Here is a 24,995-nt window from a genome sequence, read left to right on the forward strand (position 1 = left end):
GCTTTTTTGTCGGTGCCCCCAGTTAGCTTGAAAATATGCGGTTACTCCATACCTCCGATTGGCATCTCGGCCGGTCATTCCACGGCGTTGGCATGCTTGAAGCCCAGCGCGGTTTTGTGGACCAGCTCGTGTCCTTCGTAGAAGCGAAGTCTGTAGACGTCGTCCTCATCGCGGGTGACGTCTATGATCGCGCCCTGCCTGGACTCGATGTCGTCAAACTTCTCGACGACGCCTTGGTCCGTATTACCCAAGCCGGGGCCACCGTAGTGCTCACCAGCGGCAACCACGATTCCGCCATTCGGCTGGGATTCGCGTCCCGCTTGCTCGAACGTGGCGGCGTTCACCTCAGGACAAGGGTGGAGGACCTGGACGTTCCCGTGCTCGTTCCCTTCGGAAAAGATGGGGAGGGCAGCGCCACACTTGCGATCTATGGGATTCCCTACTTGGAACCGCGGCTTGTCGCGGAGCGGCTGGAAGTGGAGACCGTGAGTCATTACGAGGTCACCCGTGAAGCGACCGATCGGATTCGGCGCGACCTCCAGGACCGCCGTGCATCAGGCGCAGTGCATCCGGTGGTCCTTGCACACACTTTTGCCAGTGGAGGTATCACTTCTGACAGTGAACGGGACTTGAGCATCGGAGGGTTGGGCGCAGTGCCCCTGGATCTCTTCGAGGATTTTGCCTACACCGCACTTGGTCACTTGCACGGTCGGCAGGAACTTGCCCCGAATGTCCGCTACTCCGGCTCCCCACTGGCCTACTCGTTCTCCGAAGCCAAACATTGCAAGGGCGGTTGGTTAGTTGATATCGATGCCGATGGAAGCATCGGTGTCCAGGAAGTTCTTTGGGAAGCTGCCAGGAGCCTGGCCGTGTTGAGAGGCAAGCTGAACGATCTCCTTGAATCAGACCAGCACGCCTGGGCTGAAGCTGCCTATTGCCAAATCACCCTCACGGATGCCGAGCGGCCCGCCCAGGCTATGGAGCAGCTCCGAACCCGTTTTCCTGACACCTTGGTTCTGTCCTTCGACCCCGAGGGTGCTGGAACCAAAGACAAAGTCAGTTACAGCAGCAGGATTGCAGCCGCCCAGGACGACCTCGAGGTCTGCTGCGGATTCCTGGAACACGTTCGGGAGCGCAGTCCCGGATCTGCGGAAGAAGCTGCCCTGCGCGCCGCCCTCGAGGCCGTGCGCCTGGAGGAGGCTGAACTGTGAGAATCCATCGACTGGAAATTGAGGCTTTCGGGCCTTTTGCCACTGCGCAGCACATTGATTTTGATCAACTCAGTGCACAGGGGTTGTTTCTGCTCAACGGCGCCACCGGGGCCGGCAAAACCAGCATCCTCGACGCCATCTGTTTCGCCCTCTATGGCTCCGTTCCGGGTGCACGCCAGGAAGGTAAGCGCCTTCGCAGCGATCATGCAGCGCCGGGTGCCGAACCCCGTGTGGTGTGCGAATTCTCGGCCCGCGGCAGGCGTTTCGAAGTCAGCCGTTCCCCGGCATGGGAACGCCCCAGCGCGCGCGGCCGGAACGGCTTCACCACCCAACAAGCCAAGACACTGCTCCGCGAGTGGGTTTCGGGGGTCTGGGAGGAAAAATCTTCGCGTAATGACGAAGTCGGCGCCGAACTGTCCGAGCTTTTGGGTATGGACCGGGACCAGTTCACGCGCGTTGTGATGCTTCCCCAAGGCGACTTTGCGGCGTTCCTTCGCTCCAAAGCCAATGATCGGCTCGAGCTCCTCCAGAAACTCTTTGGGACGCAGCGATTCGAGTCGGTGGAGAAGCAAATTGCGCGGCAGGCGGCCGAAGCTGCGCGCGCCGTGCAGGACAATGCGGCCGAACTGAAGATGCTGCTTGGCAGGGCAGCCGCGGAACGGGAGCAGCTTGGCCTTCCCGATGAGCTCTCAAATGCGGAGACAGCTGCCGAGGCGCCAGAGGCATGGCTCGCGGCCCTGGAGATGGAGTTGCTGGAAGAAGGTGGGCGACGTAAAGACGTGGCTACCGCAGCTGATGCCCGAGCCATACGGCTTGCGGAACAACTTCAGGAGGACCAGGAGAAGGCCCAACGGCATGCCAGGCTTGCTGCTGGGATGCAGCGGCGGGTCCTGCATGAACTAGCTGCTGCGCGGGCACTGGAAAACAAGGAAAAGCTCGGAGGACATCGCCGTGCGGCCGTCCTTGGGGGACAACTGGACGCCTTGGACGCCACGGAGCGTAAGTACCGGTCTGCCTTGGCGGATAGAGACAGATCCCGGGAGCAGCTTGAATCCCAGGGCCTGGACGCGGCACATCCTGTTGCTGCGCTGGAGACAGTAAAGACCACCCTTGCCGTCCTGGAAGCCCGCCTTCCAGATGAGCGGCGCATGGAGGACGTGGCCACCCGACTCGCAGCCAAACGAAAAGAGCACTCCAGCCATCTGGCGGCCGTCGAAGCAGCAGCAGAATCCCTGCAACGCCTTCGAGCCGAGGAATCAGCGGTGAAGGCCGGGATGGAAGACCTGGAACCCTCAGCTGCCCGCGTCGATGACATGGAACGGGAGGCGGCCGCTGCGGCCGAACTAGTGTCGGTTGTGTCCCGTCATGAAGCTGCCGCCGCCGAGTCGAAGGATCTCACTGAGCGCCACGCCCGTGCTCGCAACAAAATGCAGGACCTCAGGCAAGCGTGGCTTGATGTGAGGGAGGCACGCTTGGCCAATGCGGCCGGTGAGCTCGCGGCAGCCCTTGTGCCTGGACAGCCCTGTGCCGTTTGTGGCAGCAACGAGCACCCAAATCCCGCCGCCGCAGCTCGTTCGGCACTTTCCATCGCCCAGGAAGAGGAAGAAGCCAGCAAACTATTTGAGGCCAGCGAGAAGGCGCTGGGACGCATCGCGGAAGAGGTATCTAGAGCCGCACAGTTGCTGGCAGGCCTGGCTGCACAGGGTGGCTCCGCAGATCCAGAAGAATGCGCCGCCCGCTTGCTCGCATCCGAAGCTGCGGCGATCGAAGCCCGAAAGGCCTCTGGCGCGTTGGATAAGCTCCGCAAACGGCATGAGGATCTCAACAAACGCATTACCCTCCTGCAGGAGGATCATACCGGGTCAACGAATGCCGCCTTGCAAGCAAGCTCTGCTGTCGAGTTACTCCAGGAGCAGTACCTTGCGCTTGAAGACGAGCTTGCCGGCCTGAGGCAGGGCTTCGCCAGCCTTCGTGAGCGGGCAGAAGCTCTCACGTCCCAGCGTTTGCTGCTTCAGGCTGCTGTGGATGCCGCGAACGAACTCGAACGTGCCGGGGCTGCGCGCCTGGAGGCGCTCGCTGCGCTGGAAAGGGCACTGCCCGGGTCCGGTTTTTCATCAGTCGAGGATGTGCGTCGCCAGCTCATGTCGCCCGCGGATGTTGTGGCATTGGAGAAAGCCCTCGCGGATTTCGAGGCCGAAGCTGCCCGACTGGATGAACTGTTTGCCGGCGAGGAACTCGTCATGGCAGCGAAGGAAGTCAGCATCGGCGTGCTTCCCCTGCCGGAGGACGAAATCAGGGTCGCCAAGACTGAGGCTGCCCACGCCATGGAAGCAGCCAAGGCATTGGCGCTTTCCGCGGGGCTCGCGAGCAAAGCTGTCCGGTCTGTGCAGAAGATCCGCGCTGAGTATCAAAACACTGCCGAGGCAGGAAGGGAACCGCGCGAGTATGCCAACGTGTTGGGTGGGCTGGCGGACACGCTTCGTGGCGCAGGAGATAACAACTACCGCATGAGCTTGAACAGCTATGTCCTGGCTGCCGGGCTGGAGCAAGTGGCCATCGCAGCTTCGGAGAGGCTCGTTGCCATGAGCGATGGTCGCTACACCTTGCAACACACTGACGCCCGGGCTGCACGCAACCAGAAATCCGGTCTCGGACTGGAAGTGGTGGATGAATGGACGGGCCAGCGCCGTGACACGTCCACGCTCTCCGGCGGAGAGTCCTTCATGGCCTCCTTATCATTGGCCCTTGGCCTGGCTGATGTTGTACAGCAGGAGGCCGGTGGAGTGGACATTGAAACGCTCTTTGTTGATGAAGGGTTTGGAAGCCTGGACGAGCAAGCCTTGGAACAGGTGATGGATGCCTTGGAGGGTTTGCGCGACGGCGGCAGGGTTGTCGGGCTGGTCAGCCACGTGGCAGAAATGAAGCAGCGCATCAGCAGCCAGTTGCACGTGGTCAAGGGCCGCCATGGTTCCACGGTGGTTGTTGCCGAAGCAATGCCTGCCTGAGACCGCATCCGATAGACTTGATGTGTTACACCGGGTCGCGCGCATCGGGAGGAGGGACGATGCGCAGACTTTAGCGAACCCGGAACAATGGAAAAATCTTCTTTGGCCTCCAAGCCACTGCCTTCGCAATTGACCACCACCTCGTCCACGCATCGATCCCGCCTGCCGGGGAGGTTCGCGCGGCTGCCTGAGCTCGCCGGGCCGGGGTTCCTGCCCCTCGGCCTCTTCGCACGACTCCCGTTGGCAATGCTTACCGTGGGTACACTGACCCTGGTCACAGCGGTGAGTCATTCCTACGCAATCGGTGGGATGGCCGCCGGAGCAGTGGGTATCGGTTCGGCCGTCGGAGCTCCCGTCCTCGGCTCGCTGGCCGATCGCGCCGGCCAACGCATCGTTTTGCTTGTCGCGGCAGTTGTTAACACCCTGGCCGTCCTCGGCCTTCTCGCCGCGGCCTACGTGACTCCAAGTTATGTCTCCGTACTCGACGCTACGGGCGTGCTCGTCGCAGGCTTCCTCGCCGGGGCGAGCTGCCCGCAGGTCGGCCCCATGGCCCGTGTTCGCTGGATGGCGCTGACCGCCCGGAATCTGTCATCAGTGCACAAGGCCACTGTTTCCACGGAAGAGATTCCTGCAGCAGAATCATCAGTGGCAAGGAGCGGAGGCCGAAGCGTCGCGGCCAGCCGTGCCGATCTGGACACAGCGCTTTCCTATGAGGGCACTGCTGACGAGGTTACTTTCGTGCTCGGACCTGCCTTGGTTGGAATCCTGGCCAGCCTCATTGCTCCTTGGCTGCCCCTCGCCTTGGCAGCGATCATGACTATAACGCTTGTACCCGCCTTCGCCGCCCACCCCAGCCAGCAGGCCGTGGTGCCGGCACCGCGTCAGGCTGCTGCCGCCGTCGTGGGTAGTTCCAGTGAACCCGCAGCAAAGCGGGGGAGCCGCTGGGCGGGCGCGGTCGTGGCTGTGCCGGTTGTGGCAATGGTGTGCATGGGCACTTTTTTTGGTGCTACGCAGAATGCCCTGAGCGCCTTTTCTGCCCAGTACGCTACTGCGGAAATTGCTGGTCTCCTCTACTCCGTGATGGGTTTGAGCTCCGCGGTGGCGGCGCTGTCCGTTGCGTTCTGGTCGCAGCGCTTTAGTCTTGCCGCCCGGTGGGTTGCTGCGGCCCTTGCGATGTCATTGTTCGCCTTGCTGCTGTTGGTTCCGGCTGGCATCTGGCCCATGGTGTTCGTGCTGCTGTTGCTGGGAATCCCGGTGGGGCCGGTCATGGTCACGGTGTTCAGCATCGGTGGCGTGGTGGCCCCTGCTGGCCGCATGGCTACGGTGATGACAGCCTTGGCCAGTGGGATCGTGGCAGGCACGGCGCTCGGTTCCTACCTTGCAGGGCAGTTGGCGCAGACCCAGGGTCCCAGTGCAGCCTTCGTCGTATCCATGGCTGCCGCAGCGGGCTTGTTGGTGCTGGGAGTTCTGACTTATCTGGTCATGAAGCGTCGACCTCAGGCGTAATCAAATGCCTGACGTCGGCCCTTTGGTTCCCGACGAAGGTTCCCTCAAGTGGCTGTTGCGGTAGCCGGTGGGGGAGTTGCCGAATGCAGCCCGAAAGATCCGGCTGAAGTGGGCTGCGTCAGTGAATCCCCATCGCGCCGCAATGGCCGTGACGGGTCGGTCTGCCAGGACGGGGTCCAGGAGGTCGCGCCTGCAGCGTTCGAGCCTGCGCTGCCGGATGGACGCTGCCACGGTGGTGCCGATCTCCTGGAAAAGATCGTGCAAGTGCCGTGTGGAGACGTAGTGGGCCGCGGCTATGGTTCCCGGGGAAAGCTCGGGGTCACCCAGGTTGGCCTCGATGTGGTCATGGATCCGACCCAGCAGGAGGAGGTGGGGATCGCGGCCTGTCTCGATGAGCTGGTCCAGTTCCCCGTTGAACAGGGTAGTGACCAGGTCCAATGCGTTATGGACAAGGCGGAGGCCGTTCGCCCCTGAAAGGGCTTCGAGGTTATCGGCCAGTCTTACCAGGAAAGGGCTGATGAGTTCGCCGAGACCTTCGTCGCCTGGAATCCGCAGGGCTGTCACGTGGCCCATGGCTTCGGCCGGTAAGTCGAGGAGGACGTGCGGGAACATCAGCACCAAAGTGCGGAAGTCGTCGTCGAACGTTAATTGGTAAGGGCGGGAGGTGTCGTAGATGGCGAGGTCCCCGGGACCAAGCACCGCTTCGCGTTCGTCCTGAACCAGGCGGCCAGAGCCGGAGAGCTGGATGCTGAGCTTGAAGAAGCGTCCGGTGGACTTGGCGATCAGCTCAGGCGTTCGCAGGACCGTATGGGGACCAGCCGTTATTTCGACCACCGAAATTTGACCCAGGACCCGGGCCCGCATGGTCCCGTGGAAGGGAGCGCCTTTGGCGTGTTCAGGGGCTTTGGCCAGTAACGGCACGAAGGATGCTGAGATGGCGCGGCTCCATTCCTGGAACGAATCCGCCACCACTGTGTGCACGGTTGCGGGGCCGGTATCAGCCGCGACGGTCATCAAATTCCCTTTCAATGCCCGCCGTACCTGATGGCACCGGTACAGAATGCCACCAGTGCGGACGTGAGCTTGCCCACGATTCTACACCGGGGGACATTGCGCGGACTGTGCTTGCGTGCACCGACAAACACCTTGCGGTGTGAGACAAGTCACGCAATGCCCCAGCGGGGGAAGATTGCGGAATGACCGACATCGTGCCGCCCAATCTCCGTCCGGCACCCAGGCAGGAGCACACTATGAGCGTGGATAACCCCGTCAAAGGCAAGATCGCTGAGCCCGCAGACACCAAGAGGCGTCTTGGCGTCCCAGCCGTTACCTTCATGATTATTGCGGCCTCTGCGCCGCTGACCGTCCTTGCGGGCGGCGTGACCACCACTTTCGCTGTCACCGGAGTAACAGGTGTTCCGCTTTCGTTCTTGATTCTCGGCGGGATCCTGGCACTCTTCGCAGTCGGGTACGCGGCCATGAGCCGCTACGTCACCAACGCCGGTGCTTTTTACGCCTACATTGCCCAAGGCATATCCAGGCCGGCGGGTGTGGGAGCCTCGCTGGTCGCCTTGATGGCCTACAACCTTATGCAGGTAGGCATCTATGGGCTCTTCGGCTTTACCGTTTCCTCACTGCTCTCGGCAAGGCTGGGCATCAGCGTTCCCTGGTGGATCCCAGTGCTGGTCTGCATCGCGATTGTCGGCTGGTTGGGCGTTAACCGGGTGGATCTCTCGGCAAAGGTGCTGGGTGTCCTGGTGGCCCTGGAATTCCTGGTGGTCATCGCCTATGACCTCATCAGCCTTGCCGTGGCACCTGAAGGAGTCTCTGCAGCCTCCTTCAGCCCAGAAAGCCTGTTCGTCCCCGGAATCGGCGCAGTCCTTTCCTTCGGAATCGCCGCTTTCATGGGCTTTGAATCCGCAGCCATCTATGGGGAAGAGTCAAAAGATCCCAAGCGCACTGTTGCCCGCGCCACGTTCGCAGCGGTTGCCATCATCGCCCTCTTCTATGCCGCCTCAGCCTGGGCGATGACCGTAGGCGCAGGCCCATCCGCAGTCATCGAAACAGCCACCAACAGTGGTCCGGATATGATCTTCGCCTTCCTGGGTACCAACGGAGGCATGCTCTTGAGCGATATAGCGCAGATCCTGTTCGTGACCAGCCTTTTCGCTGCCTTGGTCAGCTTCCACAACGCTGTGGCGCGATACTTCTTCTCGCTCGGCCGAGAGCGCGTCATCCCCCCGTTCTTCGCAGCTGTCCGCAAAGGGAGTGGAGCTCCCTTCGCGGGGTCGCTGGCGCAAACGGTGATTGCCGTCGTCGTGACTGTTGCCTTCGCCATCGCGGGATCGGGCTCTGAGCTTGGTGAACTGTATCCCGTGCTGACCATGTTTACCTGGCTGACCAACAGCGGCGCCATGGGGCTGGTCCTGCTCATGACCGTAGTGTCCGTCGCCGTGATTGGCTTCTTCCGCCGGAAGCAGCATGGTGCCAGCCTCTGGGTACGGGTTGTGGCGCCTGGTCTTGGCTCCGTGCTCCTGGCGATAGTGTTTGTGCTCATCCTGGCCAACTTCGACGTCCTTCTCGGCCAGACGGAATCGACGGCGGCAACTTTCGTCCTGCCGCTCGTGGTACTGCTGCCGGGGCTCGTGGGAATCGCGTGGGGGCTGCGCCTGCGGCGCTCGCAGCCCGGGCTCTACGCCCGGATCGGCCACGGCTCGGAAGACTGAAGTCGCTTCGAACGCCGAAGCTGCACGCAAGAAAGCCCCGGCGGGTGCCGGGGCTTTCTTCATGTTGAGTATTGGGTTCCCGCGATTCAGGCCAACTGGCTCTCGATCCGCATGGCGCTCGCAGCCAACTCCTTACCTACGGCGTCAGCGTCCTGGTCGAGGCGGATATAGACGACGGCGATAGCGGCCGGCCTTCCGCCCGGGACGTGGATGGGAGCGGCGATCGATGACAATCCAGCGATGACTTCGTCGTGGCTGGTGGCGTAGCCGGCGCGCCGGGCTTCGTGCGCTTCGGCGCGGTAGGGGATACCTGCTCCTACTTGGTGCCAGCGGTCCTCGGTCATGGTCGATTGGATGGCGATACCGGGTGCGCCAATGCCGATGGGGTGGCGGCTTCCCGGATGTTGGGCGAGCGCGGCGCCCGAGTGGCGCGGTTCCACGGTGACCAACGTAACGCATTCCTGATGGTCCCAAACAGCCAGGAATGCGGTCATGTGCAGGGTGTTCGCCAGTTGGGTGAGCTCGGGCAGAGCAGCTGTTTGCAGGTTGCGCGAGACGCCACGTGCCAGCACCGCCAGTCCGGGGCCCGGCTGGACGCGGCCTGAATCGTCCCTGATCAGCAGCGAGTGGTCCTCCAGCGTTCGGAGGATGCGGTAGGCAACGGAGCGATGCACCCCCAGTGCCTCGGCGAGTTCGGCAATGCTGAGCGGGCGTTCGGCTTCGGCCAGGATCTCAAGTGCGCGGATTCCCCGTGAAAGGGTTTGCGACGGCGGGGCCTGGCTTGCTGCTTCCTGCGGACTTTTGACGTCGCTGCGGGGACTCATGCGAACCATCCTATGTTGGCGCCTGAAGGCGCGGGGGCGGACAACTCTTGTGTTGCGCGTCTCACCAAGATATCGTTCCATATAAGAATTGGCTATTCAACTATAGAACAGAGGGGATCTCGATGCCTCACACTCCTCGTTGTGCCGATGCAAATGCTGTGCGCTGGGTCACGGCATGTAGTACGATTTCCTAACTGACCGTTCTGTCGGTTAATGCACGTCACGCGCCGACCAGTCACCCTCACCCCTGGAGTTCCAATGACCGCAACCTCCACAGTCGACTCTGCGTCGGGCCCAAGCAGTAAGCGCGAAGAGCGCCGGGTCCTGGCAGGAACCCTGGTTGGCACCACCATCGAGTGGTACGACTTCTTCATCTTTGCCCAGCTCACGGCAACGCTGTTGTCGCCGCTGTTCCTGACTCCGCTGGAAAAATCGAATCCAGGAGTGGCGCAAATTCTGTCCTTCGCCACCATCGGCATCAGCTTTCTCTTCCGGCCACTGGGGGCCTTTGTTGCCGGCCACCTCGGCGACAGGTTGGGACGCAAGGCAGTCCTGGTCATGACACTTGTCATGATGGGGGCGGCGACCGCCCTGATCGGCGTGCTGCCTACCTACGGGACAATCGGGCTTTGGGCTCCCATTCTGCTGATCACCCTGCGGGTGGTCCAGGGCTTCTCGGCCGGTGGCGAGTGGGGTGGTGCCGCTCTGATGGCTGTGGAGCACGCTCCGATCACCAAGCGCGGACTCTTCGGCGCATACCCGCAGATCGGCGTGCCCATCGGCATGATCCTGGCAACCGGTCTCCTGTTCTTCCTGCAGTCGGGCATGTCGAAGGAAGACTTTGCCGCCTGGGGTTGGCGGGTGCCGTTCCTGCTCTCCGTGGTCCTGATCGTGGTGGGCTACCTCATCCGCCGCGCAGTCGGGGAAAGCCCGGTCTTCAAGGAGATCGCGCAGCGCAAGGCGGAAAGCAAGGCGCCCCTGAGTGAGCTGTTCCGGAACAACAAGAAGGAGGTAATCCTCGCGGCACTTATCTTCATCGCCAACAACGCCGCAGGCTACCTGTTGATCGCCTTCTTTATCTCCTATGCCACCAAGTCGCTGAAGATGCCGGCGCCGCAGATCCTCCTCGCCACCACGGTTGCTTCCTTCGGGTGGCTCATCTTCACTATGGTGGGAGGCTGGCTTTCGGACAAGATTGGCCGCGTAAAGACCTTCCTGCTCGGTTACGGCCTGGTGTTCGCGTGGATGATCCCCATGTTTGCTTTGATCGATTCCAAGGACATCGTGCTCTACGGAACAGCTTTGTTCGTCCTCACCATTGGGCTTGGCTTGTCCTATGGGCCCATGTCAGCCATGTACGCCGAGATGTTCCCCGCAAACGTCCGCTACTCGGGAATCTCCATCGGCTACGCCTTGGGTGCCATTCTCGGAGGTGCCTTCGCCCCGTTGATTGCCCAGGCTTTGTTGGACGCCACCAAGTGGTCCGGATCAGTCGGCCTGTACATCATGGGCCTGTGCATCATCTCAGCCGTGGGCGTGATTCTTGCCAAGGAAACCAAGGGCCGTCCCCTCGGCTTCAGCGTTCACCACTAGGCCAGCAACAGATCCATCCGTAATAAATTGATTCGCCGGGCGGGCGCGGTTGTGACACCGGGCCCGCCTCGGGCGTTATAACCGCTATTTCGCCCTCGGAGCCTCAGCGCCGTCGAGCTGCGCCACGACGTCGGCGTCCGTCAACTGTTCAAAACGCTCGTAAAACGAGCCAACAGCATGGAATTTACCCGGCGTGTGCAGTGACATCATGAAGTCGCAGACCCGTGCCAAGGATGTTGCGGCTTCCAGCGAAGCCACGGGCACGGCGGCGACCACTGTTCGGGCACCCGATGCCCGCACGGCCTCCACGGCAGCACGCATGGTGGCTCCGGTGGCAAGGCCATCGTCCACCAGAATGACAGTCATACCTCGAAGGTCGTTCTCGATTCCTGGGTATTGCCTTGCGCGCCGAAGCAGTTCGGCGCGTTCATGTGCTTCGACTGCATCCAACGCGGCTTGGCTGATGCCTTGGGCGAGGACATGTTCCTTGAGCGGCTTGTTGACGATGCGGACGACGTCTCCGTGGCACCACGCCAATGCGCCATAGGCAGTCTCCTCGCGCCCGGGTATCCCCAGTTTGCGGACCAAGATGGTACCAAAGGGCAGATACAACGCCGAGGCGGCGGCCACGGCCAGGGGGACACCTCCGCGGGCGAGGCCAAGGACGATCGTGTCCGGCCGTTCCCTGAACTGGGGGAGTCCTTCGGCCAGGCGCCGCCCGGCTTCCGCCCGGTCCTTGAAACGCATGCCCATTTGCCCCACTTCCACGTAATTTGGCTGCTTCCAGCCTACCGTTCAAAGCTTGCCGGGTAAGGCATCCGCTGGAAGCATGGGCTTGTGAACAAGCCCATTGGATATTGGATCAAGAGGCTCGACGCCGCCCTGGAACTCCAACTCGATGCCACGCTGGCCCGGGTCAAGCTGAGCCGGCGGCAGTGGCAGACCTTGGGCACTTTGGCAGAGGGAACGGTCCGTCCTGATGAGCTGGATGAGATCCTGCGCCCGTTCTGGGGCGATGACACCCGATTACGGGAGCGGGAGCTTGCCTCGTTGGTCGGCAGGGGCATGATCACGATGATTGACGACCGCCTGGCGCTCAGCGAGCTCGGCCGGGAGAAATACCACGAGGCCCTCCGCTATGTGGAAGCCGCCCGCCAGGATCTTTCCATGGGCATAGGAATCGATGAATATGCCATGGCGTTGAGCGTTCTGGAACGAATGAGCCTTAACGCGGAGCGGTTGACCCGTTAGCGCCGGCGCAATCTCTACACGCCAAGGAATTCGATGGCAGCTTCCTTGAAAGCCCTGCTTGTGATCACGTTCGTGTGGGTGCGTCCCGGGACCACAAGGGTCTCCACCAGGGCCCCCCGCTCGCCGGCGAGGTGCGCGAGTTCCGGCATGGTGGCCGCGCGATCATCTTTTTCGCCGGCAACCAAAAGGACAGGCACGTGCGGTGCAGCCTCGGCAGGATCAAATGGTTCACCCTTGATGGCCTCGATGAGCGAAAGCAGCGCGAACAGGTCATTGGTGGGCAACAATTGTGCCATCTTCAGCAGCCCGGCGGTGGACTGGTCCTCAATGGGTGTGCCATCGGCCAGGTGCTGCTGTGCGGCAGCGAGGTCGAAGGTTGCCAACGGATCCGCTGAACTCGGTCCGCCGAGGACGATCCGGTGAACCAGGTCCGGCTGGGTTGCGGCGAACTCCCAAGCCAGCCGGGATCCCAAGGAGTAACCGACAATGTCCAGTCCCGTGGAAGGATCGCCGTCGCGCAACGGACGCGCCCCGGCGTCGGTGACAATCTGGAGGAGGTCCGCACGGATGCGGCTGGGCGTGTACGAGTCCAGATCCTCGGGGGAGTGGCTCTGACCGTGGCCGGGAAGGTCCACCGTAATCACCCGGCGGCCAGCCTCCTGGAGGGTGGTGATCCAGCCGCTGTCGGCCCAGTTCAGTTTGCTCGAGGACGAAAAGCCATGGATCAGCAGGATGGGGCGGAGGCCGGCGTCGGTGGCTGGTTCATGGACTTCCACGAACAATTCGGGGTCTGTGCCCTCCACTGTGTGCCTGTGCTGTTCCACGGTGTGCCTGCCGGTCATCATGTCAGTCCTCATCGAGTACGGCGCTCAGGCGGACCCGGCGCTTGGGTGCTTCGTCCTTCGGAACAGTGCCCACGATCCCGGCGGTGTCGTCCGGAACCTCGAACACAATCAGCGGTTCGCCGACGTTGATGGTGTCTCCGGGCGCTCCGTGAATACGCACCACTTTACCCGCCTGCGGGCTGGGCAATTCGAGTGCGGACTTGCTGGTTTCCAGCTCCACAATTGGCTGGTTGCGCTCCACCTGCTGGCCCGGTGATACGAGCCAATCCAGGACGGTCGCGTCGATGAGGCCTTCGCCCAGATCGGGGAGCGGGAAGGAAAGTTCAGCCACGGCGGTACTCCAGTACGCGTTGGATCCCAAAGAGGATGCGGTCGATGTTGGGAATGTATTCGTCCTCCAGGTCACCGGAGGGATAGGGCACGTCGAAGCCGGTCACGCGTTCCACGGGAGCCTTCAGGGTTTGGAAGCAATGCTGCGTGATGAGTTGGGCGACTTCGGCGCCGAGGCCTGAGGTCAGTGGCGCTTCATGGACGACGACGGCGCGCCGCGTCTTCCCGACGGACCTCGCCAGGGCTTCGGCGTCGATTGGTTTCAGCCAACGCAGGTCCAGGACTTCGACGTCGATGCCATCTTCCGCTGCAAGCGCGGCGACCTGAAGGCACCGTGCAACCATGGCGCCCCAGGCGACGAGTGTCAGATGACGGCCTTCCCGCGCAACACGCGCACCCGTGAGGCTGCCGTCGTCGTTCACGCCGCCGTCGAGCATTGCTTGATCCTGAGGTGTTTGACCGGGAGCAGGACTGTTGACGTCTACCGGACCCTTCTGCCAGTAGCGGGATTTCGGTTCCATGAAGATGACAGGATCCGGCCGCGTGGCAGCGAATTTTAGAAGGTGATAGGCGTCGTGCGGGTTGGACGGCGAAACCACTTTCAGGCCCGGGACGTGTGCAAACAGAGCTTCAAGGCTTTCGCCGTGGTGTTCCGGAGCGCGGATTCCGCCGAAGCTGGGAACCCTGAGCGTGATGGGCATCGGGAGCGTGCCGCGGCTGCGGTAGTTCATCCGGGCGATTTGGCACACGATCTGGTTGATGGCTGGGTAGGCGAAGCCGTCGAACTGGACTTCGGGGATGGGGTGGAAGCCTGCCATGGCCAGTCCAACTGACATGCCCAGGATTGCGGACTCGGCCAGTGGGGTGTCGAAGACCCGTTCTTCGCCGTGCTTGGCCTGCAGCCCGTCGGTAATCCGGAAAACGCCGCCCAGGCGGCCGCAGTCTTCGCCGAAGATGACCGTTTTGGGATTGTCGGCCAGGATCTCGTCAAGCGCGCGGTTCAGGGCCTGCTGCATGGACAGCTGCAGGACGGGTTCCGCCTCCATTGTGGCGGACCCGGGAGCGAACGATAGTGCCGTGGCTGTGTCAGACATGTTCGGACTCCTTGCGCCACGCAGTGGCCTGGGATTGGAGGGTAGGCGTTGGTTCCTGGAAGACGAGGCTGAACATCTCAGCGCCGGGACGTGGTCCAAGGGCTTCGATACCCGTGCGGATGGCTTCCTCTTCCTCCTGGGCCTGCTGCTGTGCCTTGTCGAAGAATGCGTCGTCCGCAATGCCGTCGTGGAGGAGGCGCTGCTTGAAGCGTTCAAGGGGATCTTCACCCGCGCCGAGGCGTTCTTCTTCCAGGGTGCGGTAGCGCCCGGGGTCGTCCGCCGTGGAGTGGGGTCCGCGGCGGTAGGTCATGGCTTCGATGACGACAGGTCCGTTACCGCCACGGCAATGGGCGAAAGCCGAGCGTGTGGCCTCGTAGACTGCGACGACGTCGTTCCCGTCCACCTGCACGGAAGGAATCCCGTATCCGGCCGCGCGCGCAGCGACGGAGCCGCCGGCCACCTGGCGCTCTGTGGGCACGGAGATTGCCCAGCCGTTGTTCTGGATGAAGAAGACCACTGGCGCCTTCATCACGGCAGCAAAGTTCATGGCCTCGTGGACATCGCCCTGGGAGGATGCTCCGTCGCCGAAGTATGTCATGGCAACGCCGCGTTCGCAGTCGGGCTTTCCGGAGAGGGTTTGGCCGTGGGCCCAGCCAACAGCATGCAATACCGATCCGGCTACTACAGCCTGGATGGGGGCGAAGCGGGATTCCAGCGGGTTGTACATTCCGCCATGCCACGTGGCTTTGTGCGTTGACATGTAGCCCACCATGTCCAGGCCCATGGCCCGGGCCACGCCCATCTCGCGATATGTGGGGAACACGAAGTCGCGGGTCCGGTCAACGGCATATCCGCTGCCTACCTGCGCGGCTTCCTGGCCCAGCTGGGGCGCATAGCCGGGAATGATGCCTTGGCGCTGCCAGGCAACGGCTGCGGTGTCCAGGTGACGGACGGAGGCCATCAGGGAGTAGAGCTCACGCAGTTGTTCGTGCGTAAGCGGCGCCGCATCCTCATCGACGGCGGCGAGCACGGGTTTGGTAGTCATGGCTGTGACCCTAGTCACCAGCGAGGGGCGTGCGCAATCAGCTAAGTTTCGACGAAACATTTTGTACAATTTGGATACGGAAAGAGGTCCTGCGCAAAACAAATTGCGCAGGACCTCTTGGTTTCAATGAGCAGGCGGCTACTTGGTATGCAGTGGCTGCTTTCCGGCCTTCGACTTGGCGTTGAGGAAGCATCCAGCGGCGATAACCAGGATCAGGATGAACGTACCGATCAGCTGGCCGGCGCTCTCAGGGTTTGCAAAGCCCACCACGAGGATGATGCCCAGCAGGACGATTCCAACGACCGTGAGGACCGGGAAGCCCTTCATGCGCAGCGGCAATTCGGTTCCCTCGCGGTCGGCCCTGCGGCGCAGGATGAACTGGGAGACCAATGCGGTGCCCCACACCACCAGGCACGTGGAGCCCACGAGGTTCAGGAGCGCCGGCAGTACGTGCTCGGGGAAGAGCAGTTCCAGGACGGTTGCGATGAAGCCGAAAGCAACGGAAATCCCGACGGCGGCCACCGGCACCTTGGAGGCGCTCAGCTTGGACAGGAAGCCAGGAGCCTCGCCGCGCTCGGACAGGGAGAAGATCATCCTTGAGGCGCCGTACAGGTTGGCATTCAGGGCGGAAAGCAGGGCAACTACGGCCACCAGGGTGATGGCAGCGCCGGCACCAGGGATACCCGCGAGGTCCAGTACGCCCGCGAAGGGGGACTTCAACCCATCGGAGCCAACAGGAAGAGCCGCTGCGATGACGAAAACGGAGCCGATGTAGAAGACCAGGATGCGCCAAACCACAGTCCGGATGGCCTTGCCGACGCTGTGTGCCGGGTTCTCGGTTTCAGCAGCAGCGACACTGACGATTTCCGTTCCGCCGAACGCGAAGATCACCACGAACAAAGCAGCTGCGATGCCGCCGATTCCGTTGGGGGCGAAGTCCCCGAAGGCCGACAGGCCAGGCGAGGCAACGTTGGGCAGCCAGCCGAACAGCAGGGCGGCGCCGATAAGGAGGAAGATGACGATTGCCGCGACTTTCAGAATCGCGAACCAGAATTCGAACTCGCCAAAGTTGCGGACGCCCACGAGGTTGATGCCGGTGAATGCCACCATGAACACCAGGGCGAGCACCCACACCGGAATCACAGGCCACACGGTGAAGAGCAGGCCTGCTGCGCCAAGTGCTTCGGCTGCGATGACGACCACCAGCTGCAGCCACCAGAGCCACCCAATGGTGCCGCCCGCGGTCTTGCCCATCGCCTTTTCGGCGTAGACGGAGAAAGCTCCGCTGTTGGGGTTTGCGGCAGCCATCTCGCCCAGGGCCCACATGACCAGGATGATCAGGGTTCCCGCCACGAGGTAGGAGATCAGGACCGCCGGGCCGGCGGCCTGGATGCCCGCGCCGGAGCCGAGGAAGAGGCCTGCGCCGATGGCGCTTCCGAGCCCCATCATGGTGAGTTGGCGTGGCTTGAGTGAATGGCCAAGTCCGGATGTTGGGGCAGGAGCCGCGATGGACTTCGTTGTCATACGTGTCTACCTTCTATGGATTTCATACTCGGTTTAGCGAGCTGGCCTCTTGGGCTGAGCAAGCTGGGCGTCGACGACGCAGCAAGAGCCGTGGAATAATTCTCGCAGTTTGTAAGATACATCACTTTTTGCTGTGGCGATGTGATGGGTAAGAATCCCCGGGGACAGGAACTTTGATGCTGGTCGATGCGCTTGATGCAAAAATTGTACGTTTCTTCACGGATTCGCCAAGGTCCTCTGTGTTGGAGGCATCCCGCGTGTTGAGGGTTGCCAGGGCTACGGTGCAGTCCCGGATTGACCGAATGATCGAAAACGGAGTGATCGGCTCCTGGGTCCCACAACCGGATCCGGCCAACTTCGGGTTCCCCGTAGTGGCGTTCTGTTCGGTCACCATTACCCAGGAGATCGGTCACGACGCCATTATCCAAAGCCTTAGCGCCATCCCGGAGATCATTGAAGTGCACACCGTGACGGGAAATTCCGATCTGATGGTTCGCATCGCAGCGCGTTCAAATCCTGATATGCAGCGGGTCCTGGACGCGATGATCGCCACCAAATCCGTGGTGCGTTGCTCGTCCGTCATTGTGCTCAACAGCCACATCCAGGGCCGGACCCTGCCACTGCTGGAAGCTGCCGCCAAGTCAGTGTGACGCAGGGCATTTTGCCAAGAGGCTGCGGAGTCGTACCATTAGTTCTAGTCAAGATGACTTTAACTAAGATTCCAGTGCGTGGAGGAAGATCTCCAGGCGGCGACGAAGCGAGGTGAACGCCGTGAACCCGATCTCAGCGAACGTTGCTGAACGCCGCTTGGCGCCGCCGTCGTTGGCCATTTCAACGGTGATTTTCGCCCTCCGCCCCAGCGAAACATCCGGCCGCCCCACGCTCTGGCTGCCGCTTGTGCGAAGGATCCGCGAGCCCTACAAGGATCTGTGGGCCCTTCCCGGCGGGCCCTTGGCACACGATGAATCCCTCCAGGACGCCGCCTCGCGCAACCTCCGCGAAACCACGGGGCTGGCACCGCAGTACCTGGAGCAGCTCTACGCCTTCGGCGGTCTGCATCGTTCGCCCAGCCAGCGCGTCGTATCGATCGTCTACTGGGCACTCGTCCAGCCAACCGAAGCCGCCCTCGCGGACGAATCGGAAAATGTCCGGTGGTTCCGGGCGGACAGGCTCGGTGAACTCGCCTTCGATCACAACGCGATTGTGGACTACGCACTCTGGCGCCTGCGCAACAAGATGGCCTACGGTTCCATCGCCTACCACCTGCTGGGTGAGTTCTTCACCCTCGCGCAGGTCCGTGAAGTCTATGAAGCCGTGCTGGACCGCCAACTGGATCCGGCAAACTTCCGCCGCCATATCAAAGCCACACCGGACATTGAAGAAACCGGTGAATACCTGCAGGGCGGAAAACACCGTCCGCCACGCCTCTACCGCTTCACCGGCACGCCCGGTCTCGGGCCAGATAACAGGAGTACACCATGAGCAGCGTCAACACTGCCGTCCAGCTGATCACACGTGAGGAAGCCGAGAAGGGCCTTTCCCGCGCGGGATCCACCTGCAGCTCGGCCCTCGCCAAAGGGCCCTGGGAGTATGACCTTGCCGAGGCTCTTGCCGGTGCCCCCGCCTACGGACCGGGAGCCTCCAGCAGCGACGTCGCTCCCAAGGAGACACCGCGCCAGGGACAGCTCCCGGACGAGTACAAGCGGGCGACGGATGCTGAACTGGATGCCCGTATCCGGGCTGCCAAAGAGACACTCGGGGACCGCGCCGTAATCCTGGGCCACTTCTACCAGCGTGACGAAGTCATCCAGTACGCCGACTTCGTGGGTGACTCTTTCCAGCTAGCAAATGCTGCACTGACCAAGCCCGACGCCGAAGCCATCATCTTCTGCGGCGTCCACTTCATGGCAGAGACGGCGGATATCCTCTCCACGCCCGAACAGGCAGTCATCCTGCCCAACCTGGCGGCTGGCTGCTCCATGGCAGACATGGCTGATGAGGACTCTGTAGAGGAATGCTGGGAACAGCTCGAAGAAATCTTCGGCACGGACACCGACGCCCACGGCCGGGTCCCGGTCATTCCCGTCACGTACATGAACTCCTCCGCGGCACTGAAGGCCTTCTGTGGCCGCAACGGCGGAATTGTCTGCACGTCCTCCAACGCCAAGGTGGTCCTGGAATGGGCCTTCGAGCGCGGGCAGCGTGTCTTGTTCTTCCCCGACCAGCACCTGGGCCGCAACACCGCCAAGGCGTTGGGCGTCCCCCTGGAGCAGATGCCCATGTGGAACCCGCGCAAGGAACTGGGCGGCAACGACGAACAGACGTTGCTGGACTCCCGCGTGATCCTCTGGCACGGGTTCTGCTCGGTGCACAAGCGCTTCAACGTGGGCCAGATCGAAAAAGCCCGGCTCGACTTCCCCGGCGTCAACGTGATCGTGCACCCCGAATGCCCCATGGAAGTTGTGGACGCTGCCGATTCTGCAGGGTCCACCGACTTCATCAAGAAGGCCATCGCTGCGGCCGCCGAACCAACCACCTTCGCCATCGGTACCGAAATCAACATGGTGAACCGGCTCGCCGCGGAAAACCCACAGCACACCATCTTCTGCCTGGACCCGGTGATCTGCCCCTGCTCCACCATGTACCGCATCCACCCGGGTTACCTTGCCTGGGTGCTTGAGGAACTCGTCGAAGGACGCATCGTCAACCGCATCACTGTGGATGACGCCGTACAGGACAACGCCAAAATTGCGCTGGAGCGCATGCTGGCCGCAAAGCCTGCCTAACCGTTACCCACACCGGTCCTCCGGACGATCCGAATCGAGCCTCACATGACCTCAGGAAGCCTCGCTGAAGGGCACCAGCCCAAGCGGCTGATCGTCGTCGGAAGTGGCATAGCGGGGCTGTACTCAGCCCTGCTGGCCGCCGAAGCCGGAGCCGAAGTGGTGCTGCTCACCAAGGGCGCGCTCGCGGACAGCAATACATACTTGGCCCAGGGCGGCATCTCGGCCGTTCTGGACGAGCCAGCTCCGGGGGACACCGTTGCTGCCCACATTGCCGATACCCTCAATGCCGGCGCGGGCCACTGCGACGAGGAAGCCGTGCGGGTGCTGTGCACCGAGGCCCGGATGGACATTGCCGGACTTGAGCGCTTCGGCGTCCGTTTCGACCTTGACGACGACGGCGATCCCTCATTGGGCCTCGAAGCCGCCCACTCTGCCCCGCGTATCCTCCACGCCGGAGGAGACGCAACAGGTGCACGGGTTGCAGCCGCCCTGATCAAGACAGTGCTGGACTTCCAGGCGGCTGGAAAAATCCAGGTGATCGGGCATGCGCAGGTCACCTCACTGTCCCGGAGCGACGGACGCGTGGTGGGCGTCAACTTCCTCCACGACGGCAGGGAACTTGGCTACTACGCCGACGCCGTGCTCCTCGCAACAGGAGGGGCCGGTCAACTGTTCGCACAAACAACCAATCCGGCAGTCGCCACAGCAGACGGGCTCGCTTTGGCCTGGCGGGCCGGCGCCGCAGTGGCCGACCTCGAATTTTTTCAGTTCCACCCCACGTGCATGGTCCGTACAGGGGATGCCCTCGAAGCCGAAGGCAACACTGACCCCCTGCTCATCTCCGAGGCAGTCCGCGGCGAAGGCGCCATTCTCGTGGACGCCACTGGACGCCGGTTCATGGCCGATTACCACCCGGACGGCGAGCTCGCCCCCAGGGACGTCGTCTCCCGGAGCATAGCCCTGCACCTTGCAGCACTCGGTGACCCCAACGGTCACGTCTTCCTCGATGCAACCGTGATCGAGGAACAGCATGGAAAGGGCTTCCTCGAGAGGCGCTTCCCCACTATCAGCGAACGCACCCGACAAGCCGGCTTTGACTGGAGCCGCGCGCCTGTACCCGTCGCTCCAGCGGCGCATTACTGGATGGGTGGGGTGGTGACCGACCTTTACGGCCGGACCTCTGTTCCTGGGTTGTTGGCCGCTGGCGAAGTTGCCTGCACCGGGGTTCAAGGGGCTAATCGGCTGGCGAGCAACTCTTTGCTCGAAGGACTCGTGTTCGGGCGGCGGGCTGTTTCTGCTTTCCTGGCTGGGGACCGCGGTGGGTCGCCTAACGGAGTCCCTCTGCGTGCTAACTCGGCCGCGGGCGGCCTCGCTTTTACGCACGCTGCCGGGACCCCGCCAGACGACGATCGCAGCGGCCTTTTCAACGAAACCGCCCCAGCGACAGCACTTCCAGGCGGGTTTTCGCGGGAGGCACTTCGCCGGTTGATGACAGCGAAGGCTGGCGTGTTGCGTACTGGTCAGTTGTTGGAGGAGGCCGCGGAAGCTCTTGGATATTGGGAGGGCGATGTTCTGCCTCTGAGTGCTCCTGATTCTGTAGATGTTCGCGTGCATGAGGACTCCAATTTGTTGCTTGCGGCGCAGCTGTTGGTCCGGGCGGCGCGGGAGCGGCGGGATTCGCTGGGGGCCCACTACCGCAGTGACGGCGTGAGGGAACCAGCCGCCGTCGACGATTTTGACAAGCGTTACACCATGAGCCGGAAAGCGAGCCTCGTCAATGACTGACCTGACCTCCATGACCAACCTGACCCTTCCCACAGCGCCTGTGCGGGACATCCTGGAACGGGCCTTCGCTGAGGACGCTCCCAGCGGCGACATCACCTCACAACTGCTGATCCCCGCTGGGGCGCGTGCCACGGCAGTCCTGAACGCCCGCGTGCCGGGCGTGTTCAGCGGTGGAACCGTGTTTCGCGACGCCATGAAGCTCGTCGACCCGGACACGGAAGTGCAGCTGTTGCTGGCCGACGGTGAAGCGTTCGACGCCGGCACCCACCTCGCCCGGGTCACCGGCAGTGCGCGCTCGGTACTGTTGGCGGAACGCGTCGGACTGAACCTGGTGCAGCGGATGAGCGCCATTGCCACGAAGACCGCAGAATTCGTCAGGCTCGTTGAAGGAACGCGCGCCCGGATCACGGACACCCGTAAAACAACGCCCGGCTTGCGGGTGCTGGAACGCTATGCCGTGCGCTGCGGCGGGGGAGCGAACCACCGCTACAGCCTCTCGGACGCTGTGCTGGCAAAGGACAACCACCTGGCTGTCATGACTGGCGGAGACCCTGCAAAACTGACCGAACTGCTCGTAGCCGCCAAAGCCCAGCTGGGACACACCACGCACTTTGAAGTTGAGGTTGACCGCGCAGATCAGATCGAACCCGTGCTGGCCGCGGGAGTGGACACCATCATGCTGGACAACTTTTCCATCGATGAACTGCGGGCAGGCGTCAAGCAGGTAGATGGACGAGCCAACGTGGAAGCCAGCGGCAACGTCAACCTCAACACAGTTGCAGAGATCGCGGCAACAGGCGTGGACGTCATCTCCATCGGCGGACTGACGCACAGTGTTTCGGCACTGGACCTCGGACTGGATATTGAGCTGCGAACCGACGCAGAGCCGCGCACGGATGCAGAGCTGAAAGCAGTCTGACTTCCATGATCTTCCTGGACGCAGCAGCCACCACGCCTGTCCGGCGCGAAGTACTCGAAGCCATGTGGCCCTACCTCAGCGGCGAGTTTGGCAACCCATCCAGCCACCACAGCCTGGGTGAAGCGGCGGCGACGGCGCTCGCAGAGGCGAGATCCGCCGTCGCGAAGGTGCTTAACTGCCGCGCGGGCGAGGTGACCTTCACCTCGGGCGGAACGGAAGCGGACAACCTGGCCGTCAAGGGAATCGCACTCGCGCGGCAGGCAGCGGATCCCTCGCTGAAGCGGGTAGCGATAAGCGCCATCGAGCATCCGGCGGTGGAAGAATCCGCCCGCTACTTGGAACGCGTGCATGGCTTCAGCGTGGACGTGGTGCCGGTGGACCGGGACGGAGTGGTCACAGTGGACGCGCTCCGAGCGGTTCTTCGGCCGGACACAGCCATGGTGAGCATCATGTATGCGAACAATGAGATTGGTACTGTCCAGCCCGTCGCGGACCTTGCTGCCGTAGCACATGGGTTTGGCATCCCCTTCCACACTGACGCTGTCCAAGCCGCCGGCTGGTTGAGCTTGGATGTCAAGGCCCTGGGCGTAGATGCGCTGAGCATTTCCGGGCACAAGCTCGGCGCGCCCAAGGGATCCGGAGTCCTGTTCACGAAGGGCCGGATGCGCGTTGAGCCGTTGGTTCATGGTGGAGGCCAGGAGCGGGGAAAGAGGTCCGGAACAGAGAATGTAGCCGGGGCCGTGGCGTTGTCCACCGCCCTGACTTTGAGCGTTGGCGAGCAGCCGGAGCTGGCCTCGCGGGTTTCTGAGTTGCGGGAGCGGTTCGTCTCGCACATCCTCCAAACCGTTCCAGGCGCCCTGTTGACAGGGCATCGAAGCCAGAGGCTGCCATCGATCGCATCGTTCTGCTTCCCTGGAACCAGCGGCGAATCAGTCCTGCTTGAGCTGGAACGCCTCGGCGTGGTCTGCTCCAGCGGCTCCGCCTGTGCTGCCGGATCTGATGCGCCGTCACCGGTGCTGGTGGCGTTGGGCATTGCCCCGGAGATAGCCCAGACGGCCGCCCGCTTCAGCTTCGCCTCAACTGTCACCGAAGCCGAACTGGAGCAAGCTGCTGGAGCCGTGGAAACCGCCGTCGGGCGTGTCCGGAACCTGGCGTCTCCCCAACCCAACTAGTCACACGTTGCCGCGTAGTCACACGTGGCGGGCGCGGCGGAAAATCCAGTGCCTCAACAGGGTGAACCGGACGCCTGTGGCGACGAAGCCCGAGAGCGTCGTGGTCCAGAGTTCTTCACTCACCGTAGCGTCGGGGTGGATGAGATGCAGGATGCCCAGACTCCCACCAGTGATGACCAGCGCAATGCCAATCACAATCAACCCATGCAAGTGGTCCTGGCCGCGTTTCCTGCTGCCGCTGATCTTGAACGTCAGCCTGCGGTTCAGTGCTGTATTCATGAGCGACGTGAGGATCAACGCCACGGCGTTGGCAAGCTGCGGGTCGATCCAGGGACGCAGCAGCGCGTAGAGGGCAAGCGAACTCGCCGTGCAGAGAATTCCGACGCCGGTGAAGCGAAGCAGTTGCCGGACCACGGGGTACTTGAGGAGGCCGCGATGCCTCTTCCTGGGAGGCTTTTGTAAGGGAGGCGGCCGCAGTTCGGTGGCGTCTGCGGCTGTCTCCATGTGGTTAAGCCTGACACACTATGCGGGCAGGACCTCCCAGGAAGCCTTCGTGACCGGGTTGGAGAGCTCCCCAATTCCTTCCACCCGGCACACCACAGTGTCACCTGGCTGAATGCGCGCGCACTCGGCGGGGAAGCCAGTCAGAATCAGGTCGCCGGGATGCAGGGTCATGAACGAGGACAGGTAGACCAAGATCTCGTCCACTTTCCAGCCGAGGTCCGCGGAGCTGGCGGTTTTGAGCGCGGTGCCGTTGTGGACGATCCCGATGGAAAGATCTGTGGCGTCCAGTTCGGTGACGATCCAGGGACCCGCAGGCGTAAAGGTGTCTTGGCTCTTGGCGCTGATCCAGAGTTCGTCGGTCTTTTGGAGGTCGCGTGCAGAGACATCGTTCCCGATGGTGTAGCCGAGGATTGCCGACCCCGCCGTTTCCAGCGTCAGGCCTCGCGCTGTACGTCCGACGACGACCGTCAGTTCCGCTTCCGGGTCCACATGACCGACGTTCGAACTCAGCTCGATCGCCTCCCCCGGACCAATCACGCTGGACGCGGCCTTGTGAAATGCCTGTGGTTGAAGGTCCCTGCCGGCTTGCCCTGTGTTGTGGGCCATACCAAAGACGTTGGCAGGCACTGAAGGCGCGAGGAAAGTGAAAGCATCCTCAGTCACTCCAATCCCTGATTCCCAACCATGGCGCGACGGGCTACTCGCGTTTGCCCTTGATGCCCCGAAGGGCGAATCGATGACAATCCAGCGCTTCCCCGCCTCCGATTCGAAGTCCCGGGCCTCGTTGGAAACGAAGAATTGTTCGTTCAGGTCCTGTGAATCCAGGGGGCGGACGCGGGCGATGCGACGGGGGAGGCGGGAAGTCATGATGACAT

The 24,995-nt window shown here is 62.5% G+C and carries 22 protein-coding genes; 12 read left to right on the plus strand and 10 right to left on the minus strand.

Going from position 1 to position 24,995, the window contains the following annotated elements:
- Positions 1 to 35: 35 nt before the first annotated feature.
- The 3 genes from AB4Y87_RS08155 to AB4Y87_RS08165 all read left to right on the plus strand — a co-directional run bounded on the left by AB4Y87_RS08155 (position 36) and on the right by AB4Y87_RS08165 (position 5,722).
- Positions 36 to 1,211, plus strand: a complete 1,176-nt coding sequence (locus tag AB4Y87_RS08155) for an exonuclease SbcCD subunit D (RefSeq protein ID WP_442003879.1) — start codon at positions 36 to 38, stop codon at positions 1,209 to 1,211.
- Positions 1,208 to 4,216 (plus strand): AAA family ATPase, encoded by a 3,009-nt coding sequence (locus AB4Y87_RS08160; protein WP_442003880.1) that lies wholly within the window; start codon positions 1,208 to 1,210, stop codon positions 4,214 to 4,216. The genes AB4Y87_RS08155 and AB4Y87_RS08160 overlap by 4 nt, the downstream gene beginning before the upstream one ends.
- An 87-nt stretch (positions 4,217 to 4,303) precedes the next feature.
- Positions 4,304 to 5,722, plus strand: a complete 1,419-nt coding sequence (locus AB4Y87_RS08165; RefSeq protein ID WP_442003881.1) for an MFS transporter — start codon at positions 4,304 to 4,306, stop codon at positions 5,720 to 5,722.
- On the opposite strand, the gene AB4Y87_RS08170 is transcribed toward AB4Y87_RS08165, so the two are convergent.
- The gene (locus AB4Y87_RS08170; RefSeq protein WP_442003882.1) at positions 5,723 to 6,736 is read right to left on the minus strand and encodes a helix-turn-helix domain-containing protein; all 1,014 of its coding nucleotides are present in this window, start codon (positions 6,734 to 6,736) and stop codon (positions 5,723 to 5,725) included.
- A gap of 236 nt (positions 6,737 to 6,972) precedes the next feature.
- Here AB4Y87_RS08170 and AB4Y87_RS08175 point away from each other — a divergent pair, with 236 nt between their 5' ends.
- Positions 6,973 to 8,448, plus strand: a complete 1,476-nt coding sequence (locus AB4Y87_RS08175) for an APC family permease (protein WP_442003883.1) — start codon at positions 6,973 to 6,975, stop codon at positions 8,446 to 8,448.
- A gap of 86 nt (positions 8,449 to 8,534) precedes the next feature.
- Here the strand turns inward: AB4Y87_RS08175 and AB4Y87_RS08180 are convergent, their stop codons facing one another.
- A complete protein-coding gene (locus AB4Y87_RS08180; protein ID WP_442003884.1) occupies positions 8,535 to 9,281 on the minus strand; it encodes an IclR family transcriptional regulator in 747 nt (248 codons plus the stop codon).
- Positions 9,282 to 9,530: 249 nt separating this feature from the next.
- On the opposite strand from AB4Y87_RS08180, the gene AB4Y87_RS08185 reads away from it, so the two are divergent.
- Positions 9,531 to 10,865, plus strand: coding sequence for an MFS transporter (locus tag AB4Y87_RS08185; RefSeq protein ID WP_442003885.1), 1,335 nt, complete (start codon positions 9,531 to 9,533; stop codon positions 10,863 to 10,865).
- An 84-nt stretch (positions 10,866 to 10,949) separates the two neighbouring features.
- Here the strand turns inward: AB4Y87_RS08185 and AB4Y87_RS08190 are convergent, their stop codons facing one another.
- A complete protein-coding gene (locus tag AB4Y87_RS08190; protein ID WP_442003886.1) occupies positions 10,950 to 11,633 on the minus strand; it encodes a phosphoribosyltransferase in 684 nt (227 codons plus the stop codon).
- A 69-nt stretch (positions 11,634 to 11,702) separates the two neighbouring features.
- Between AB4Y87_RS08190 and AB4Y87_RS08195 the strand changes: the two genes are divergently transcribed.
- On the plus strand, positions 11,703 to 12,116 hold the full coding sequence (locus AB4Y87_RS08195; protein WP_442003887.1) for a MarR family transcriptional regulator: 414 nt from the start codon (positions 11,703 to 11,705) through the stop codon (positions 12,114 to 12,116).
- 14 nt (positions 12,117 to 12,130) lie between these two features.
- Here AB4Y87_RS08195 and AB4Y87_RS08200 read toward each other — a convergent pair whose 3' ends face one another.
- From AB4Y87_RS08200 to AB4Y87_RS08220, 5 genes are all read right to left on the minus strand, one after another.
- On the minus strand, positions 12,131 to 12,961 hold the full coding sequence (locus tag AB4Y87_RS08200; RefSeq protein WP_442003888.1) for an alpha/beta fold hydrolase: 831 nt from the start codon (positions 12,959 to 12,961) through the stop codon (positions 12,131 to 12,133).
- A 1-nt stretch (position 12,962) separates the two neighbouring features.
- Complete coding sequence (locus tag AB4Y87_RS08205; RefSeq protein WP_442003889.1) at positions 12,963 to 13,292, minus strand: biotin/lipoyl-containing protein; 330 nt, start codon at positions 13,290 to 13,292, stop codon at positions 12,963 to 12,965.
- Positions 13,285 to 14,337, minus strand: a complete 1,053-nt coding sequence (locus AB4Y87_RS08210) for an alpha-ketoacid dehydrogenase subunit beta (protein ID WP_442003987.1) — start codon at positions 14,335 to 14,337, stop codon at positions 13,285 to 13,287. The genes AB4Y87_RS08205 and AB4Y87_RS08210 overlap by 8 nt, the downstream gene beginning before the upstream one ends.
- A 40-nt stretch (positions 14,338 to 14,377) precedes the next feature.
- Entirely contained in the window at positions 14,378 to 15,430 is a 1,053-nt protein-coding gene (locus AB4Y87_RS08215) for a thiamine pyrophosphate-dependent enzyme (RefSeq protein ID WP_442003890.1), read from the minus strand.
- Positions 15,431 to 15,568: 138 nt separating this feature from the next.
- Positions 15,569 to 16,954, minus strand: a complete 1,386-nt coding sequence (locus tag AB4Y87_RS08220) for an amino acid permease (protein WP_442003891.1) — start codon at positions 16,952 to 16,954, stop codon at positions 15,569 to 15,571.
- 176 nt (positions 16,955 to 17,130) lie between these two features.
- Between AB4Y87_RS08220 and AB4Y87_RS08225 the strand changes: the two genes are divergently transcribed.
- The 6 genes from AB4Y87_RS08225 (at position 17,131) to AB4Y87_RS08250 (ending at position 23,616) form a co-directional block, all read left to right on the plus strand.
- Positions 17,131 to 17,604, plus strand: a complete 474-nt coding sequence (locus AB4Y87_RS08225; protein ID WP_442003892.1) for an Lrp/AsnC family transcriptional regulator — start codon at positions 17,131 to 17,133, stop codon at positions 17,602 to 17,604.
- 112 nt (positions 17,605 to 17,716) lie between these two features.
- A complete protein-coding gene (locus AB4Y87_RS08230) occupies positions 17,717 to 18,436 on the plus strand; it encodes an NUDIX hydrolase (RefSeq protein WP_431115590.1) in 720 nt (239 codons plus the stop codon).
- Positions 18,433 to 19,740 carry a quinolinate synthase NadA gene (gene nadA, locus AB4Y87_RS08235; RefSeq protein WP_442003893.1) on the plus strand — a complete coding sequence of 436 codons (1,308 nt, stop codon included), beginning with the start codon at positions 18,433 to 18,435 and terminating at the stop codon, positions 19,738 to 19,740. Before AB4Y87_RS08230 ends, nadA begins: the two co-directional genes overlap by 4 nt.
- Positions 19,741 to 19,785: 45 nt before the next feature.
- On the plus strand, positions 19,786 to 21,525 hold the full coding sequence (gene nadB / locus AB4Y87_RS08240; RefSeq protein WP_442003894.1) for an L-aspartate oxidase: 1,740 nt from the start codon (positions 19,786 to 19,788) through the stop codon (positions 21,523 to 21,525).
- A gap of 10 nt (positions 21,526 to 21,535) precedes the next feature.
- Entirely contained in the window at positions 21,536 to 22,444 is a 909-nt protein-coding gene (nadC, locus tag AB4Y87_RS08245; RefSeq protein ID WP_442003988.1) for a carboxylating nicotinate-nucleotide diphosphorylase, read from the plus strand.
- A gap of 5 nt (positions 22,445 to 22,449) precedes the next feature.
- A complete protein-coding gene (locus AB4Y87_RS08250; RefSeq protein WP_442003895.1) occupies positions 22,450 to 23,616 on the plus strand; it encodes a cysteine desulfurase family protein in 1,167 nt (388 codons plus the stop codon).
- A gap of 18 nt (positions 23,617 to 23,634) precedes the next feature.
- On the opposite strand, the gene AB4Y87_RS08255 is transcribed toward AB4Y87_RS08250, so the two are convergent.
- A complete protein-coding gene (locus tag AB4Y87_RS08255; RefSeq protein ID WP_442003896.1) occupies positions 23,635 to 24,120 on the minus strand; it encodes a GtrA family protein in 486 nt (161 codons plus the stop codon).
- 18 nt (positions 24,121 to 24,138) lie between these two features.
- Entirely contained in the window at positions 24,139 to 24,987 is an 849-nt protein-coding gene (locus AB4Y87_RS08260) for a fumarylacetoacetate hydrolase family protein (protein ID WP_442003897.1), read from the minus strand.
- Positions 24,988 to 24,995 lie beyond the last annotated feature (8 nt).

Origin of the sequence: Paenarthrobacter sp. RAF54_2 (genome assembly GCF_052113945.1) — a bacterium.
Lineage (GTDB): Bacteria > Actinomycetota > Actinomycetes > Actinomycetales > Micrococcaceae > Arthrobacter.